17 protein-coding genes and 1 pseudogene are annotated in these 16,734 nt (G+C 71.0%); 12 read left to right on the top strand and 6 right to left on the bottom strand.

The window, feature by feature from the left end; all coding sequences use genetic code 11:
- The first annotated feature begins 26 nt into the window (after window positions 1-26).
- Entirely contained in the window at window positions 27-956 is a 930-nt protein-coding gene (locus tag QFW96_RS04395) for a TauD/TfdA dioxygenase family protein (protein WP_281454214.1), read from the top strand.
- A 42-nt stretch (window positions 957-998) separates the two neighbouring features.
- Here the strand turns inward: QFW96_RS04395 and QFW96_RS04390 are convergent, their stop codons facing one another.
- A complete protein-coding gene (locus QFW96_RS04390; RefSeq protein ID WP_281454213.1) occupies window positions 999-1,397 on the bottom strand; it encodes a VOC family protein in 399 nt (132 codons plus the stop codon).
- Between the two features lie 106 nt (window positions 1,398-1,503).
- Window positions 1,504-1,941 (bottom strand): MarR family winged helix-turn-helix transcriptional regulator, encoded by a 438-nt coding sequence (locus QFW96_RS04385; RefSeq protein WP_281454212.1) that lies wholly within the window; start codon window positions 1,939-1,941, stop codon window positions 1,504-1,506.
- A 72-nt stretch (window positions 1,942-2,013) separates the two neighbouring features.
- Here QFW96_RS04385 and QFW96_RS04380 point away from each other — a divergent pair, with 72 nt between their 5' ends.
- Window positions 2,014-2,595 (top strand): quercetin 2,3-dioxygenase, encoded by a 582-nt coding sequence (locus QFW96_RS04380; RefSeq protein WP_281454211.1) that lies wholly within the window; start codon window positions 2,014-2,016, stop codon window positions 2,593-2,595.
- 777 nt (window positions 2,596-3,372) lie between these two features.
- On the opposite strand, the gene QFW96_RS04375 is transcribed toward QFW96_RS04380, so the two are convergent.
- From QFW96_RS04375 to QFW96_RS04365, 3 genes are all read right to left on the bottom strand, one after another.
- The gene (locus tag QFW96_RS04375) at window positions 3,373-4,050 is read right to left on the bottom strand and encodes a GntR family transcriptional regulator (RefSeq protein ID WP_281454210.1); all 678 of its coding nucleotides are present in this window, start codon (window positions 4,048-4,050) and stop codon (window positions 3,373-3,375) included.
- A 78-nt stretch (window positions 4,051-4,128) separates the two neighbouring features.
- Window positions 4,129-4,917, bottom strand: a complete 789-nt coding sequence (locus tag QFW96_RS04370; protein WP_281454209.1) for an alpha/beta fold hydrolase — start codon at window positions 4,915-4,917, stop codon at window positions 4,129-4,131.
- Window positions 4,918-4,971: 54 nt separating this feature from the next.
- Entirely contained in the window at window positions 4,972-5,730 is a 759-nt protein-coding gene (locus QFW96_RS04365) for a helix-turn-helix domain-containing protein (protein WP_281454208.1), read from the bottom strand.
- Between the two features lie 57 nt (window positions 5,731-5,787).
- Between QFW96_RS04365 and QFW96_RS04360 the strand changes: the two genes are divergently transcribed.
- A complete protein-coding gene (locus QFW96_RS04360) occupies window positions 5,788-6,411 on the top strand; it encodes an MSMEG_1061 family FMN-dependent PPOX-type flavoprotein (protein WP_281454207.1) in 624 nt (207 codons plus the stop codon).
- Window positions 6,412-6,420: 9 nt separating this feature from the next.
- Window positions 6,421-7,299 carry a PDR/VanB family oxidoreductase gene (locus tag QFW96_RS04355; RefSeq protein ID WP_281454206.1) on the top strand — a complete coding sequence of 293 codons (879 nt, stop codon included), beginning with the start codon at window positions 6,421-6,423 and terminating at the stop codon, window positions 7,297-7,299.
- On the opposite strand, the gene acnA is transcribed toward QFW96_RS04355, so the two are convergent.
- Window positions 7,248-9,896, bottom strand: coding sequence for an aconitate hydratase AcnA (acnA, locus tag QFW96_RS04350; RefSeq protein WP_281454205.1), 2,649 nt, complete (start codon window positions 9,894-9,896; stop codon window positions 7,248-7,250). The genes QFW96_RS04355 and acnA overlap by 52 nt on opposite strands.
- Here acnA and QFW96_RS04345 point away from each other — a divergent pair.
- From QFW96_RS04345 to QFW96_RS04310, 8 genes and pseudogenes are all read left to right on the top strand, one after another.
- Window positions 9,895-10,083: a hypothetical protein gene (locus tag QFW96_RS04345; RefSeq protein ID WP_281454204.1), complete on the top strand. Its 189-nt coding sequence runs from the start codon at window positions 9,895-9,897 to the stop codon at window positions 10,081-10,083. The genes acnA and QFW96_RS04345 overlap by 2 nt on opposite strands.
- A 104-nt stretch (window positions 10,084-10,187) precedes the next feature.
- Window positions 10,188-11,075, top strand: a pseudogene (locus tag QFW96_RS04340) (Bug family tripartite tricarboxylate transporter substrate binding protein).
- On the top strand, window positions 11,072-11,539 hold the full coding sequence (locus tag QFW96_RS04335; RefSeq protein WP_281454203.1) for a tripartite tricarboxylate transporter TctB family protein: 468 nt from the start codon (window positions 11,072-11,074) through the stop codon (window positions 11,537-11,539). The pseudogene QFW96_RS04340 and the gene QFW96_RS04335 overlap by 4 nt, the downstream one beginning before the upstream one ends.
- Complete coding sequence (locus QFW96_RS04330; protein ID WP_281454202.1) at window positions 11,536-13,032, top strand: tripartite tricarboxylate transporter permease; 1,497 nt, start codon at window positions 11,536-11,538, stop codon at window positions 13,030-13,032. The genes QFW96_RS04335 and QFW96_RS04330 overlap by 4 nt, the downstream gene beginning before the upstream one ends.
- A 73-nt stretch (window positions 13,033-13,105) precedes the next feature.
- Complete coding sequence (locus QFW96_RS04325; RefSeq protein WP_281454201.1) at window positions 13,106-13,969, top strand: GntR family transcriptional regulator; 864 nt, start codon at window positions 13,106-13,108, stop codon at window positions 13,967-13,969.
- 96 nt (window positions 13,970-14,065) lie between these two features.
- The gene (locus QFW96_RS04320) at window positions 14,066-14,518 is read left to right on the top strand and encodes an NUDIX domain-containing protein (protein WP_281454200.1); all 453 of its coding nucleotides are present in this window, start codon (window positions 14,066-14,068) and stop codon (window positions 14,516-14,518) included.
- Between the two features lie 79 nt (window positions 14,519-14,597).
- Window positions 14,598-15,794, top strand: a complete 1,197-nt coding sequence (locus tag QFW96_RS04315; RefSeq protein WP_281454199.1) for a cytochrome P450 family protein — start codon at window positions 14,598-14,600, stop codon at window positions 15,792-15,794.
- A gap of 158 nt (window positions 15,795-15,952) precedes the next feature.
- Window positions 15,953-16,729, top strand: coding sequence for an NPP1 family protein (locus QFW96_RS04310; protein ID WP_281454198.1), 777 nt, complete (start codon window positions 15,953-15,955; stop codon window positions 16,727-16,729).
- The last annotated feature ends 5 nt before the right edge of the window (window positions 16,730-16,734 follow it).

Genomic DNA, 16,734 nt, shown 5'->3' with positions numbered 1-16,734 from the left:
TCCGCACCGATGAAGGAGAAACCGTCATGACCGCGATCCCGCAGCAGAAGTCCGCCGTCGACGTCGTCAAGCTGGGCGCGCGCATCGGCGCCCGCATCGACGGCGTGCGCCTGGGCGGTGACCTCGACGAGTCCACCGTGGCCGAGATCCGCTCGGCGCTGCTGGCCCACAAGGTCGTGTTCTTCCGCGACCAGCACCACCTCGACGAAACCTCGCAGCAGGAGTTCGCCTCGCTGCTGGGCGACCTCACGCTGGCGCACCCGACGACCCGCAGCCGCGCGATCGGCAACATCCTGCCGATCGACTCCGACTACGGGAAGGCCAACAGCTGGCACACCGACGTCACCTTCGTAGACCGGGTGCCGGCGATCAGCGTGCTGCGCGCGGTGCAGCTTCCGGCCTACGGCGGCAGCACCACCTGGGCCAACACGGCCGCCGCCTACGAGGACCTCCCGGAACCGCTGAAGGCCCTGGTCGACGACCTGTGGGCGGTGCACACCAACGACTACGACTACGCCGCCCGGGTCGACGAGACCCGGACCGGCGGGGTGGACGTCAAGCAGCAGACGCACCGCGAGGAGTTCGTCTCGGACCTCTACGAGACCGAGCACCCGGTGGTGCGGGTGCACCCGGAGACCGGCGAGAGGGCCCTGCTGCTCGGGCACTTCGTGAAGCGGTTCGTGGGCCTGCGCAGCGCGGAATCGCAGGCGCTGTTCCGGCTGCTGCAGGACCGGGTGACGAGCCTGGAGAACACCGCGCGCTGGCAGTGGCAGCCCGGTGACGTGGCGATCTGGGACAACCGCGCGACCCAGCACTACGCGGTCGCCGACTACGACGACCTGGCCCGCAAGATGCACCGGGTGACCGTCGCGGGTGACGTGCCGGTGTCGCTGGACGGCCGCCGCAGCGAGACCCGCGTCGGCGACGCCTCCGGCTACTCGGCGCTCCCCGCCTGACCGCGGCGCCGGGGAGGGCCCTGCCCGCGGGGCCCTCCCCGGTCAGCCCGGTGGGGCGAAGAACTCCAGGGCGATGTGGTCGGGGTCGCGGAACTGGACGCCGGAGCCGTAGTGGGCGTCGACGATGCCGCCGTGCTGGATGTCGAGGTCGTCGAGCCGGTGACACCAGCCCTCCAGCTCACCTCGGTCGCGGCAGGCGAAGGCGACGTGGTCCAGTCCCGGGCGGCGCTCGTCGAACGCGCACTCGCTGCCGCCCGGGTGGGCGTGCAGGCCGAACAGCTGTCCGTTGGCCAGGGCGAACACCGTGTGGTGGAAGCCGCCGGTGGTCTCGTCCTCGTCGAGGACCGGTTCGGACCCGAACAGCGCCCGGTACCAGCGCGTGCTGCGCTGCAGATCGGACACGGTGACCGCCACGTGCGCGATGGGCGGGAACTCGGCCATGCCAGCCTCCTCGGGAACTGCGCCGGAGGCGGCCGAACCGCCCCTGCGCGGTGGTGGTGGCTCAATGGTGCCGTCCCGCAGCGGTTCGCGGAACCTCCGCGTCACCTCAGCGGATGAGCGGCGGGCCTCCCCAGGGCTGGTCGAGGGCGGTGCGCAGGGCGGTGACGGCGTCCTCGCCGATGCGGGTGGCGAGCTCGCGTTCGATGGCGTCGATGGTGCTCAGCGCCTTGCTGTGCACCCGGTGCCCCTCGTCGGTGACGCGGACCAGGCGGCTGCGGGCCGAGGTGGGGTCGTCGACCTGTTCGAGCAGTCCGATCGCGATGAGCCCGTGGACGGCCTGGTGGACCGACTGCCGAGTGGTGCCGATGCGCCGGGCCAGCTCGGCGACCGACGTGCCGCGGGCGTCGAGGTTGGCGAACACCGCCGCCTGCGCGACGGTCACCGGCTGCTCGCCGGAGTCCCGCATGCTCTGCTCCAGGGCGTCGTCGAACCAGCGCTTGGCGGAGGCCAGCAGCTGCGGCACGTTCGGCGGGGTGTCGTTCATGACCACCACGATCCCATGACGCTCGGTGCCCGGGTGGTGCACACCTCGCGGATTGTCAGGTACCTTGACGATATGACCATCGAGTTCGCCACGCCCTATCGGAACCGTTCGCAGATCCCGCCGGAGCCGGGGGTCCCCTACTTCATCGAGAAGGGGCAGGGCGACCGCGCGCACCTGTTCGGGGACCTGATCACGATCTACGCCGGTGGTGAGCAGACCGAGAACACGTTCAACTTCTTCACCTGCGAGGGCCCGCGCGGCGACATCATCCCCGCGCATTCCCACCCCGACACCTACGAGGTCTTCTTCGTCACCGACGGCGCGATCCGGCTGTTCGTCGAGGAGATCGGCGGCGAGCAGCACGAGAAGCTGCTCACCTCGGGCGATTTCGGGTTCGTCCCGAAGAACTGCCCGCACGCCTACCGGATCGAGCGCCACCACAGCCGCATCGTCGGCGTCGCGGCCGGACCGAGCGGCACGTTCGAGCGCTTCTTCGAGAACCTGGGCACCCCCACCGACGAACCCGGCCTGCCCGCGGAACCGGTCGTCCCCGAGCCGCACAGGTTCGGCACCGCCGGCGAGCGCTACGACGTTCGCTTCCTCCCGGACCACCAGTGGCGCACCCCCTCGGCCACGCCGCCCTCACTGCCGTGATCCGGGGCGCCAGGGACTTCGCAGCTCCTGGAGCAGGACGGTTTTAGGGTACGTTTCAAAAGGAACGCAACCAAGACGACCCAAGCTTCGGTAAACGCGACCCACTACGCGTACGTTTCGAAAGGAACGCGACCAAGACGACCCAAGCTTTGGTAAACGCGACCCACTACGGATACGTTTCGCAAGGCAGGGGAAATTTCGTCTGAAATTGGCAGACCACACAACGCGAGGAAACCACGAAAAGAAGCCAATTTCGGACGAAATTGCCCCTCCACACCTACCCCAAGCACCCCGCGAAGCGCTCCCAAGGCACCCCGGAGGGGTGGGAAAGTTTTCATGAAAACTGTCCCACCACCCACAAGACGGAACCACAAAACCCCAGCTCAACCGCCTCGATGGCCCTGGAGTCCACCCCACAGACAGACCCCGAGGGGTCTGACAGTTTTCATGAAAACTGCACCACCCCCACGGGGTTCTTCAGGATCGCTTCGCGGGGTCGAGCTGCTTGCGTGCGGAGTGGCAATTTCTCCAGAAATTGGCTTCGTTTCGTGGTTCTCCTCGCGTTGTGCGGTCCGCCAATTTCAGAAGAAATTGCCACTGCCTTGCGAAACGTACCCGTAGTGGATCGCGTTTACTGAAGCTTGGGTCGCCTTGGTCGCGTTCCTTTTGAAACGTATCCTTAGTCCAAACCGTCCGGGCAAAACGAACATTGATCATGGGCGCCGATTCGAGGAAAAACCGTCCCTTGGCGCGCCGAGCACACCACCACCCCGAATCTCAGAGCCCGTTGAAGCGGGATTGGGTTTTGTCGACTTCGGGGAGTGCTTCGATGACGCTGCCGAGGTGGGTGCGCATGGCGGCCTCGGCGGCGTCGGCGTCACCCGCGCAGATGGCCTCGATGATGGCCAGGTGCTGCGGCAGCGACACCGAGGGGCGGCCGGGGTGCATGGCCAGGCGGAACTGGTGGCGGACGTTCTGGCCGCGCAGCCTGCCGAGGACGTCGGCGGCGATCTCCTGGCCGCTGATCCGCAGGATCAGGGCGTGCAGCCGCTTGTTGATCTCGGAGTAGCCGAGCACGTCACCGGAGGAGACCGCCTGGCGCATCTGCTCGCCGATCTCGCGCAGCTCGGCGTGCTCGTCCTCGGTGGCGCGCTGCGCCGCGCGCGCGGCGCACAGCCCCTCGACGACCATCCGGACCTCGGTGATCTCGATGGCCTCCTGCAGCGACACCGCCCGGACCCGCGCACCCCGGTTCTGGATGCGCTCCACCAGGCCCTCGGTGGTCAGCTGCACCAGCGCGTTGCGCACCGCGGCCCGGCTGGCGCCGAACTGCTCGGAGAGCTCGGCCTCCACCAGCCGCTGGTTCGGCGCGAAGTCCCCGCTGGTGATGGCCGCGCGGATGGCGTCCACGACCGGGGTCTCCTGGCCGATGTCGTCCGGCTTCGCTGTGGTCACTGCGCCTACCCCAGATTGGTGACAATTTTGTGCACCAATTCTAGCTGGCCGCCCGTCCGCCGATCAGCACCGTCCTCATCAGTCGGGATCGGCGAGGAAGTCGAGGACCAGCTCGCTCGTGGCGGGGCGGCCTTCGTGGAAGTAGGCGTGCCGGAGTCCGGGGAGCACCCGGGCTCGGGCGTCGGGGATGCGCTCGGCGATCAGCTCCGCGTTGCTCGCCGGGGTCATCCGGTCATCGGTGCCGTGCAGCACGAGCGTGCGGGCGCGGATGGCGGTCAGCTGCTCCCAGGCGTCGTGCCGGTTGCTGGCCGCGAGGTGGTGGCGGCGGGCGTGCGGCGGCATGTCCGGGTCGCCGAGCACGCAGCGCGGTCCGTCGTGCTCGGCCAGCCACTCGGGGCTGTACATCAGCTCCAGCAGGGCTCGCTCGGCCGCACCGGGATCGGGCTGGGCGAGGGCGCGGCGGACGTCGGCGTCGCGCTCGGTGGCGCGCGGGCCGCCGGGCGAGGTGCAACCGAGCACCAGCCGGCGGACCCGGTCGGGGTGGTCGATGGCGACCCACTGCGCGATCCGCCCGCCCATCGACGTGCCGTAGACGTCGGCGGAGCCGATCCCGAGCTCGTCCAGGACGGCTACGACGTCGGAGGCGAAACCTCGTGTGGAGCAGGGCTCGTCGGGTTTGTCGCTGTCACCGGTGCCCCGGTGGTCGAACGTGATCGTGCGGTGCGCGCCCTCGAAGTCCTCACGGACGCCGTCCCACCAGCGGTGATCGTTGGCCTGCCCGGCCAGCAGCACCAGCGGCGGACCGGCACCGCCGACCTGGTAGGCGAGCCGCGTCCCGTCCTGAGCGCGCGCGAAGCCCTCCGGCATCCGATTCCCTCCCGCTGCTGATCGATCCGGGACGGAACACTACGCACGATCACCTCACCGGACGGCTCCGCCCTGGTAGATGCTCGGGGGCTGGCCGGTGAGGCGGCGGAACGCCTCCGCGAAGGCCGCGGGCTTCCGGTAACCGACCGCGCGAGCGGCGGTGCCGACCGAGGCGCCCGCGGAGAGGTGACCGATCGCGGCGCGGACGCGCACGCGGGTGCGCCACTGGTTGAACGTCAGTCCCGTCTCGGCGCTGAACAGGCGGCTGATGGTGCGCACGCCCGCGTTCACCGCGAACGCCCACTCGTCGAGGTCGCGCGGGTCGGCCGGTTCGGCGATCAACGCGTCGGCGATGCGCCGGACGCGGTCGTCGGCGGGGATCGGGACGTCGAAGACCGTGTTGGGGACGGGTTCGAGCAGCCCCAGCAGCAGGGATTCGGCGTGCCCGCGCAGCGGGCCGCGCCGCCGGTTCTCGTCGAGGTGCACGATGAGCTCCGCGATGAGCGGGGTGATCGCCACACCGGTGGGTTCGCGCCAGTCGGTGGGGCCGTGGTCGTCGACGAAGATCACCACGCGACCCCGGCCGGGACGGCGGATCTCCACCGAGTGCAGCACCCCGGCGGGCATCCACATGCCGTGGGACGGCGGGACGAGCCACTCGCGGCCACCGGCGTGCACGGCGAAGGTGCCCGATTCGGCCCAGCTCAGCATGTTCCGCCGGTGCCGGTGCTCGCCCGCCATGCCCGGGTCGAGCTCGGGCTGGCCGACGACCACCAGCATCGGGTTGGCCGCTTCACGGTCATGGATGGCCACCTGCCGCACACCGGCCACCCTACTGTCGGGTCCACCAGGCCGACCCAGGAGGAGCGCATGACACCGGAACGACCCCGGCAGGTCCCGTTCGAGGAGGTCCGGGCCCGCATCGGCGAACCGGACGCGATGATGCGGGGCAAGAAGCAGTCCGAGCTCGACGAGCACCTGCGGCGGTTCATCGCGCACTCGCCGTTCCTGTCGATGGCCACCGCCGACGCCCAGGGCAACGCCGACTGCTCGCCGCGCGGCGACTACCCCGGCTTCGTGAAGGTCCTCGACGACTCGACGCTGGCCATCCCGGATCGCCCGGGCAACCAGATCGCCGACTCCTTCCAGAACCTCGCCACCAATCCCCGTGTGGGACTGCTGTTCTTCATCCCGGGGCTCCCGGAGACCGCCCGGGTCAACGGGTCCGCCCACGCCACCGACGACGCCGAGGTCCTGGCCCGGATGCAGGTCGAGGGGCGCACGCCGCAGCTGGCGATCGTGGTGCGGGTCGAGGAGGCCTTCCTGCACTGCGGGCGCGCGCTGCTGCGCTCGCGGCTGTGGGACCCGGCGAGCCAGGCGCTCGCCGAGGAGATCCCGTCGCCCGGCGAGATCGCCGCCGACCAGTTCGGCCTCGACATCGAACCCGACACCCTGAACTCGATGCTGGAGCACGGCTACCAGCGGCTCTACTGAGAGGCACCGGTGCAGAAGGCACTCATCGACGACATCTCCCCCATCGCCGACGGCGTGGTCGCGCTGACCCTGCGCGGCACCGGCGGACCTTTGGCCGCGTGGGAGCCGGGCGCGCACATCGACCTGACGCTGCCGAACTGGCTGACCCGCCAGTACTCGCTGTGCGGCGACCCGGACGGCCCGGACTACCGGATCGCGGTGCGACGCGAGCGGCTCAGCCGGGGCGGCTCGGAGTACGTCCACGACCACCTGCGGCCCGGCCGGACCGTGCAGATCTCCCTGCCGCGCAACACCTTCCCACTCGTCGAAGCGCGGGAGCACCTGTTCGTGGCCGGAGGCATCGGCATCACGCCGCTCCTGCCGATGCTCAACGCCGCCGCGGCCTCGGGGTCCGACGTGCGGTTGGTCCACGCGGGACGGTCGCTGCCCTTCGCCGAGGAGCTGCGGCGCGAGCACGGCGATCGGGTCCGGTTCGAGCGCCCGGACCTGCCCGCACTCGCCGCCGAGCTCGGACCGGAGGCGGTGGTGTACTGCTGCGGGCCGGAACCGATGCTGGCTGAGGCCGAGGAGGTGTTCCCGGCCGAGCGGCTGCACGTGGAGCGGTTCCGGCCCCGCACCAGGACTTTCGCGCCGAACACCGCGTTCGAGGCGGTCTGCGCGCGGTCCGGCAGGACGGTCCCGGTCGAACCCGGCGACACGCTGCTGGAAGCGCTGCGCATCGCCGGGATGCCGGTCGCCTCCGGCTGCCGCGAGGGCGTGTGCGGCAGCTGCGAACTGCGCTACCTCGACGGGGAACCGGACCACCGCGACGAGGTCGGCGCCGCCGGGGGACGGCTCTACCCCTGCGTGTCGCGGTCCCTGTCCGACCGGCTAGTGCTGGACCTCTGACCGAGAACCCGGCGCACCACGTGCGGCAGGGTGCCGCCGTGGGTGAGGTAGTCGATCTCGTTGCGGGTGTCCAGGCGCAGCGACAGCTCCCACGAGGCGGTGGCGTTGATCGTCAGCCGCACCGGGTTCAGGCCGACGCTGAGGTCCTCCAGCCCGGCGATCACCAGTTCCTCGTCCCCCGTCAGCGCCAGGTCGCCCGCGGTGGTGCCCGGAGGGAGCTGCAGCGGCAGGACGCCCATGCCGATGAGGTTGCTGCGGTGGATGCGCTCGAAGCTCTCGGCGATCACCGCCCGGACCCCCAGCAGCGCCTGGACCTTCGCGGCCCAATCGCGGCTCGACCCGGCGCCGTAGTTGCGACCGGCCACCACCACGAGCGGAACCCGGTAGGTCCCGGCGGCCTCGTGCACCGGCAGCGCGCGGCCGTCGGCGGCGCGGGCCAGCGCGCCCCGCTGCTCGCCCGCGCCCCGCTGCTCACCGTCGATCAGCAGGTTCCGGGTGGTGGGGTTGGTGAAACCGCCGCGCAGCATCACCTCGTGGTTGCTGCGCCGGGTCGAGTACTGGTTGAGGTCGCGCACCTCGACGCCCCGGTCCCGCAGGTAATGCCCGGCGGCGCTGTCGGGCGGGATCGCCCCGGCCGGGGAGATGTGGTCGGTGGTCACGTCGTCGCCGAGCAGCAGCAGGACCCGCGCGCCAGTGATCTCCTGGCGCGGTTCCGGTTCGGCCGGCAGGCCGGTGAGGTAGGGCGGGCGGCGGATGTAGGTCGAGTCCGGGTCCCAGTCGTAGAGCACGCCCCCGGAGGTCGGGAGTTCCCGCCAGTGCCGGGTCCCGGTGCGCAGGTCCGCGGTGTTGGCGCGGAACATCCCCGGCGCCACGGACTCGGCGACGACTCGGGCGACCTCCTCGTCGGAGGGCCACAGGTCCCGCAGGTGCACCGGCTCCCCGTCCCCGTCGGTGCCCAGCGGGGTGTCGAGGTCGTGCAGCACCGTTCCGGCCAGGGCGTAGGCGACCACCAGCGGCGGTGAGGCGAGGTAGGCGAGCGAGACCTGGGGGTTGATGCGGCCGCCGAAGTTGCGGTTGCCGGAGATCACCGCCGTCGGGGTGAACCCGTCGTCGACCAGCTCCGAGATCCGCGGGTGCAGCGCTCCGGAGTTGCCGATGCAGGTCATGCAGCCGAACCCGGCGATGTCGAAACCCAAGGCGCGCAGCGGGTCCAGCAGGCCCGCGCGCTCCAGGTAGTCGGCGACCACCCGGGAACCGGGCGACAGCGAGGTCTTGACCCACGGCTTGCTGGTCAGCCCGCGCTCGGCGGCCCGCCGCGCCAGCAGCCCGGCCTGCACCATCAGGTCGGGGTTGGCGGTGTTGGTGCAGCTGGTGATCGAGGCGATCGCCACCGCCCCGGCGGGCACCTCCTCGTCAAAACCTCCTGCTGCGGAGCCGGTTTCGCCCACCTCGGCGCGGAAGGAGGCGGGCACCTGCGACAGCGGGACGCGCTGGTGCGGCAGCCGGGGGCCGGCCATGCTCGGCTCGACCGCGTCGAGGTCGAGCTCCAGCTCCTCGTCGTAGTCCGGTTCCGGCGAGTCGGCGTCGCGGAACAGCCCCTGGGCGCGCAGGTAGGCGGCGACGACCTCGCGGTGCTCGGGTTCGCGGGCGGTGAGCTCCAGGTAGCGCAGCGTCTCGTCGTCGAACGGGAAGAACGCGCAGGTCGCGCCGTACTCGGGGGCCATGTTCGCCACCGCCGCCCGCGCGGCCCACCCCAGCTGCAGGGCGCCCGGCCCGACGAATTCGACGAACTTGTCGACCACACCGTGCGCGCGCAGCAGCTCGGTGACGGTCAGGGCGAGGTCGGTGGCGGTGACACCCGGCCGCAGCCGTCCGAGCAGGCGCACGCCCACGACCTTCGGGAACGGGATGACGACGGGTTCGCCGACCATCGCCGCCTGGGCCTGCAGCCCGCCGACGCCCCAGCCGACCACGCCGAGCGCGTTGATCATCGGGGTGTGGCTGTCGGTGGCCACCAGCAGGTCGGGGTGCAGCACGCCGTCGTCGTCCCACACCACGCGGGCCAGCGATTCCATGTTGACCTGGTGGATGATGCCGGTCGCCGGGGGCACGACCCGGAAGTTCTGCAGGCTCCCCTGAGCCCACTTGATGAACTCGTACCGCTCGCGGTTGCGGCGGAAGTCGATGGCGAGGTTGTTCTCCAGGGCCGTTCGCGTGCCGTAGTCCTCGACGATCACCGAGTGGTCGACGGTCAGGTCCACCGGGATGGTCGGCCCGACGGCGGCCGGGTCGCCACCGAGCTCGGCCACCGCGTCGCGCATCCCGGCGAAGTCGGCGAGAGCGGGCAGGCAGGTCGTGTCGTGCAGCATGATCCGGTTCGGGTGCACGGGGATCTCGCAGTCCGGGCCGCGCCCGGTGGCGCGCTCCAGCGCCGCGGGCAGCACCTCCGGGGCCCGCCGCGCGACGTTCTCCAGCAGGATCCGCGCGGCGTAGGGGATCGCGGCGAGCCGGTCGTGCGGCAGCAGGTGGGACAGCGGCAGGTACCGGTGCGACCGCCCGCCTGCGGCGAGCGTGACCTGGGGGAACGTCGAGACCATGAGTCAATTGTATCAACATGCTTATTCGAACAATCAATGCTGGAAGGCTGTTGACTTCGTGCTGACGACCTTCGTATTGTTCCGTTCCGCACTTCGCGACAATCTCTCCCGACTTGAGGAGCGGAGCATGACGATCAGCGCGGATCGTTCCCGGCATCCCACCCCCGGCCAGGAGGTGGTGGCGTGACCGCCCGCCGAACCCTCGCCCGCATCGGTGTCGCGGCGGCGAGCCTGCTGCTGGTCGGCGCCGGTGTCGGCGAGGCGTACGAGGCCGCCCGGCCCAGCGCCGGGATGCACGACAAGCTGCGGATCATCGCCCCCGCCGCGCCCGGCGGCGGCTGGGACACCACCGCCCGCGAACTCCAGAACGCCGCCCAGGCCAACGACCTCACCGGCACCGGCGAGGTCCTCAACGTCGAAGGGGCCGGCGGCACCATCGGACTGGCGCGCCTGGTCAACCAGCCCGGCGACACCAACACGCTGATGCTCACCGGCACGACCATGCTCGGCGCGGTCGAGATCAACGGCTCCCCCGCCACCGTCCAGGACACCACCCCGATCGCCAAGATCACCGAGGACTTCGACGCGATCGTGGTGCCCGCGAACTCGCCGCTGCGCACCACCGCCGACCTCGTGCAGCGCTGGCGCACCGATCCCGGGGCCGTGGCCGTCGGCGGCGGCTCGATCGGCAGCCTCGACCACCTGCTGGCCGGGTCGCTGGCGGGCGCGGCCGGGGTCGGGCCGTCGGACCTCAACTACATCGCCCACTCCGGCGGTGGGGAGATGGTGGCCTCGCTGCTCGGCGGGCACCTCGACGTCGGCGTGGCCAACACCAACGAGATCAGCGACTAGGTCGAGACCGGCGAGCTGCGCGCTCTCGGTGTCGGCGCACCCGAGCGCTCCGGCGACCTCCCGGGCACACCCACGTTGCGCGAGCAGGGCATCGACATCGCGATGTCGAACTGGCGCGGCCTGACCGCCGCGCCCGGTCTCGACGAGGCCGACGAGGAGCGGATCCAGGACTACGTCCGCGAGCTGACCGCCACCCCGCAGTGGCGGGACGCGCTGGAGCGCAACAACTGGATCGACGCCTTCCAAACCGGTCCGGAGTTCCAGCGGTTCCTGCGTCAGGACACCGAGAACGTCCGCGCCATCACCTCGAGATTGGGGCTGTCATGACGACAACGGCACCACCGGCCCGCGACCTGGGCCGACTCGTGCTGCCCGCGCTGGTCCTGCTCGTCGGCGCCGGACTGGTCCTCGGCGGGTTCGGCCTGGACCTGCCGCTCAACATCGGCTACCTCGGCCCGCAGTGGTTCCCGATCGGCGTCGGCGGCGCGCTGCTGGTACTCGGCGTCCTGCTGCTGTTCGACCGCTCCACCCCGGCGACCGAGACCGGTTCGGAGTGGCGGTCTTTCGGTCTCGTGGTGGCCACGCTGGCCGCGCACGTCGTGCTGCTGTGGCTCGTCGGCTGGATTCCCGCCGGGATCGCCCTGTTCTGGGGCATCGCGCGGGCGGTCGGCAGCACCCGGGCGCTGTTCGACCTCGGCGTCGCCGCGGTGTTCTCCTGCGCCGTGCAGTTCGGCTTCTCCGCCGGGCTCGGCGTGTCCCTGCCCGTCGGACTGCTGCTGGAGGCGTCGTGACCGAGACCTTCGGCCAGTTGCTGGCCGGATTCGCCGACGCCCTCACCCCGCTGAACCTGCTGCTGTGCCTGATCGGCGTCGTGCTGGGCACGGCAGTGGGCGTGCTGCCGGGTTTGGGCAGCTCGATGGCGGTGGCGATGCTGGTGCCGCTGACGTTCAAGCTCGAACCCACCGGCGCGTTCATCATGCTCGCCGGGGTCTACTTCGGCGGCCAGTTCGGCGGATCCACCACCGCGATCCTGCTCAACACCCCCGGTCAGTCGTCGTCGATGGCCACCGCGTTCGAGGGTTTCCTCATGGCTCGAAAGGGCCGTGCCCCGCAAGCGCTGGCCACCGCCGCGATCGGCTCGTTCGTCGGCGGCACCATCGCCTGCGTGGCGGTCGTGTTCTGCGCCCCCTACCTGGTGGACTTCGCGCTGCGCTTCGGCCCGGCCGAGTACTTCGCGCTCGCCGTGTTCGCGTTCGTGGCCACCGCCGCGGTGGTCGCCGACTCGGCGGTGCGCGGGCTCACCGCGCTGGGTCTCGGCCTGGCGCTCGGAGTCGTGGGCATCGACCAGCAGACCGGCGTTGCCCGGTACACGCTCGGTTCCGACGCGCTGCTCGACGGCATCAGCGTCGTCGTGGTGACCGTCGGCATGCTCGCGATCGGCGAGGTGCTGCACGTGGCCGCGCGCGGCCGCGATTCCCAGCGCCTGCAGGACATCAGCACCGGCAAGCCCTGGCTGGGCCGCTCGGACGTGCGGCGGTCGCTGCTGCCGTGGTTGCGCGGCACCGGCATCGGGCTGCCGTTCGGCGCGATCCCCGCCGGTGGCTCGGAAATCCCCACGTTCCTGTCGCTGGGCCTGGAGCGCCGGTTGGCCGCGCGGCGCGGACGCTCGGAGTTCGGCGCGGGCGCGATCGAGGGCGTGGCCGCACCGGAGGCCGCCAACAACTCCACCACTGCCGTCTCGCTGGTGCCGCTGCTCGGGCTGGGTCTGCCGACCTCGGCGACCACGGCGGTCATGCTCGGCGCCTTCCAGCAGTACGGGATGCAGCCGGGTCCGCTGCTGTTCTCCGACGAGGGCGAGCTGGTGTGGGCCCTGCTGGCGAGCCTGTTCATCGGCAACGTGCTGCTGCTGGCGCTCAACCTGCCGTTCGCCCCGGTGTGGGCGCGGCTGCTGAAGATCCCGCAGCACTACCTCTACGCCTCGATCGCGGTCTTCGCCACGCTCGGCGCCTACGCGGCGAAGCTGGCGATCTCCGACGTGATCCTGGTCTACGCGGTGGGCCTGCTCAGCTTCCTGCTGCGCCGCAACGGAGTTCCGCTGGCACCGGTGCTGATCGGGGTGATCCTCGGGCCGCTGGCCGAACGGGAGCTGCGCCGCGCGATGGCACTGGGTCAGGGCGATCCGACGGTGCTGATCAGCAGCCCGATCGCCGCCGCCCTCTACGCCGTGCTGGCCGCGGCCGTGGTGGTGACCCTGCTGCTGCGCCGCCGCGCGAAGACCGCGTGAGCTCGGCCGCGCCGTCGCGGCCCCCCGCGGCGGCGCGGCTAGCATGGCGGCACGAAGCCACAGGAGGGAAGGCATGGCGCCCACCATCGCGATGCAGGTCATCGACCTGGTCCGGCGAGCCGAGCTGGACCGGGGCGCGCACGTGCGCGAGCAGTGGGTGGCCGACTCGCTGGACGTCTCCCGCTCGCCGGTCCGCAAGGCGCTCGCCTACCTGGCCGAGCTCGGGCTGCTGGTGCGCGAGCCCAACCGCGGCTACTTCCTGAACCGCTCGGCCTCCGAACTCGCCCACGTCGAGCTCTCCGCCGACGACGACGTCGAGGAGCGCGCCTACTTCAGCCTCGGCGACGACTACCTCACCGGCCGGTTCGCCGACGAGTTCACCACCGCCGACGTCGCCCGCAGCTACGACCTGAGCCCCCGGCAGGCCGAGCGGGTGCTGGCCCGCATGGAGCGCGAGGACCTGATCCGACGCCGCTCCGGCCGGGGCTGGGAGTTCCAGCAGGTGCTCTCGACCGCCGAGGCGCACGACCAGAGCTACCGGTTCCGCATGATCGTCGAACCGGCGGCGCTGCTCGAACCCGGCTTCACCGTCGACGCCGAGACCTTCGCGCTGCACCGCAAGCAGCAGGAGACGCTGCTGCGCGGTGACGCGCTGCTGCTGCCGCGCGGCGAGCTGTTCCGGGTCAACGCCGAGTTCCACGAGATGCTGGTGGGTTGCGCGGGCAACACCTACCTGCTGGAGTCGGTGCGCCGGGTCAACCGCGTGCGTCGCCTGGTGGAGTACCGCCACCAGGCCGACCGGCAGCGCTTGGTGCACCAGGCCCGCGAGCACCTGGAACTGCTCGACCTGCTGGAGTCCGGGGAGCGCGAGCGCGCGGCCGAGTACCTGCGCGGCCACCTCGACGAGGTGCGGGAGCGCAAGACGCGGCTCGGATAACCCGGTCGTGACGATTTCCCGGCATCGGGGGGCGTTTTCGCCTGCGGGCCGCCAAACTGGTCGGTGAGCCGCACGGACTGAGGGGGCCGTCACTCGATGAACACCGCACAACTCGCCGAACTGCTCGCCCGCGACACCGCCGACGGGATCGGCCAGCAGGTGGTCCGCGCGCTCATCGTGCGCGACGACCGGGCCCTGCTGCTGCGCCGCCCGAAGCACGAGTTCCGGGGCGGGGTGTGGGAGATGCCCGGGGGCAAGGTCGAACCGCACGACCCCGACCTGCTGGCGGCGCTGCGCCGCGAGGTCCACGAGGAGACCGGCCTGGCCGTCACCGGGTTCACCCGCTACCTCGCCGCCCACGACTACATCAACCGCAAGGGCCGCTCCGTCCGCCAGCACACCTGGTCGGTGACCGTGAGCGGCGGGCACGTGCGCTTGACCGAGCACGACGCCTACGCCTGGGCGCACGCCCGCGACGCGCGCGCGATCAGCCCGGAGGACCGCGATCTCATCACCCGCCACGCCGGGCCGGGAGGACCACCGCTGTAGCCGTCACTCGAACAGAGCTCGACAGCCCGGTCCGATCGCCCCAGGATGGAGCGCATCGCTCGCCGCCTGGAGGACGCCGATGTCCGAGGTTCCGCTGATCGAGCTCGACCCGCTGGCCGCCGATCACCACGGCGAGGCCGCCCGGATGCGCGCGGCCGGGACGGTGGTGCGGGTGCTGCTGCCGGGCGGGGTGCGCGCGTGGGCGGTCACCGAGCACACCGCGCTGGCCGAGCTCGTCGCCGATCCGCGGGTGAGCAAGGACTGGCGGAACTGGACGGCGGTGCGCGAGGGCGAGATCGCCGACGACTGGCCGCTGATCGGCATGGTCAAGGTGACGAACATGGTCACCGCCGACGGGGCCGAGCACCAGCGGCTGCGCCGCCTGGTCACCCGCGATTTCACCCGCGGACGCGTGGAAGACCTGCGACCTCGGGTTCGCGACGTCATCGCCGGGCTGCTGGACGACCTGCCGCACCAGGCGACCGACGACGTGGTCGACCTGAGACCGCACTTCGCCTACCCGGTGCCCATGCACGTGATCTGCGAGCTCGTCGGTGTTCCGGTCGAGTGGCGCGCCGAACTGCGGGCGCTCGTCGACAGCCTGTTCCGCACCGACACCACGCCGGAGGAAGTGCTGGCGACCCAGCGGGATCGGCACCGGCTGCTCAACGACGTCGTGGAACTGCGCCGGGAATCGCCGGGCGAGGACCTGACCAGCGCGCTGCTGCTCGCCGGTGAGTCCGACGCGCTCAGCACCGAGGAGCTGGTGGACACGCTGTGGCTGCTGCTCACCGCCGGGCACGAGACGACGCTGTCGTTGATCCTCAACACCACGCGCGCGCTGCTCACCCACCCCGACCAGCTGGAGCTCGCTCGCGCCGGGGCGTGGGCGGAGGCCGTGGAGGAGACGCTGCGTTGGGACGCGCCGATCGGGAACTTCCCGGCCCGCTACCCGCTGGAGGACATCACCGTCGCCGGGGTGACGATCCCGCGCGGCGAGGCCATCATCGCGCCCTACAGCGGTGTCGGGCGCGATCCTGCGCACCACGGCACCGGTGCCGGCGTTTTCGACCTGACGCGCGTTCCGGAGCGGCACCTGGCCTTCGGCGGCGGGCCGCACTTCTGCCTCGGCGCGCACCTGGCGCGGCTGGAGGCCGTCGAGGCGGTGTCGGCGCTGTTCGCGCGGTATCCGTCGCTGACGCTCGCCGAGGACGCCCTGCTGCCGGTGCCGTCGTTGTTCAGCAATTCCGTGCAGCGGCTGCCGGTTCACCTGTGAACGATTTCCCACACCTGTCCGGAATTCATTTGTGAAAACGGGAAAATCGCAGGCCAGGCGCCTGGCGACCAATTCTGTTCAATTCGAATTCTCCTGCCCGGCAACGCAATGCATTTATGATCGCTCCAGTTTCACCATCGGAGAGGAGCGGTCGCCCCATGACCACAGTGGACCGAAAGCGCGCCGGGAGGCTCGCAGCCGGCATCGCCGGAGCGGGAGTGCTGCTGCTGGCGCTGCCGCCGGCGATCGCGGCCGCCGATCCGCCCGCGGCGCTGCCCGTCAGCGCCGCCGAAGCCGACGCCAAGTGGCAGCCCGCGTTCGACTACGACGGCGACGGCTGCTACCCCACCCCGGCCATCGGTTCCGACGGCACGATCGCACCCGGTCTGGACACCACCGGAGCGGTGAACGGCAGCTGCCACGACCAGTCCGACCTTGACAACACCAACTCGTACTCGCGCGAGAAGTGCAACAACGGGTGGTGCGCCTACGTCTACGACCTGTACTTCGAGAAGGACCAGGCCGTCGACGGCAGCGGGCTCGGCGGGCACCGCCACGACCTGGAGCACGTCGTGGTGTGGGTGCAGAACGACGAGGCCAAGTACGTCTCGACCTCCGCGCACGGAGACTACTCGACCTACCCGGCCGACCAGGTCCAGTGGGAGGGCACGCACGCCAAGGTGGTCTACCACAAGGACGGCGTGAGCACGCACTGCTTCCGGCTGGCCGGTGCCGACGAGGCGCCCGAGAACCACTACGGCACCTGGCAGTACCCGGCACTGGTGAGCTGGAACAACTGGCCGGACACCGGTCTGCGCGACGCGCTCACCTCCGCCGACTACGGCAGCGCCAGCCTGGCCATCAAGGACGACGCGTTCGCGGGCAACCTGGAGAAGGCCAAGCCCGAAGGGATCCCCTTCGACCCCCACGGCTGATCTCG

The organism is Saccharopolyspora ipomoeae, assembly GCF_029952525.1.
Classification (GTDB): Bacteria; Actinomycetota; Actinomycetes; order Mycobacteriales; family Pseudonocardiaceae; genus Saccharopolyspora; species Saccharopolyspora ipomoeae.
Note: the sequence above shows the minus strand (reverse complement) of the source record. Positions and strands in the feature narration are given on the sequence as shown.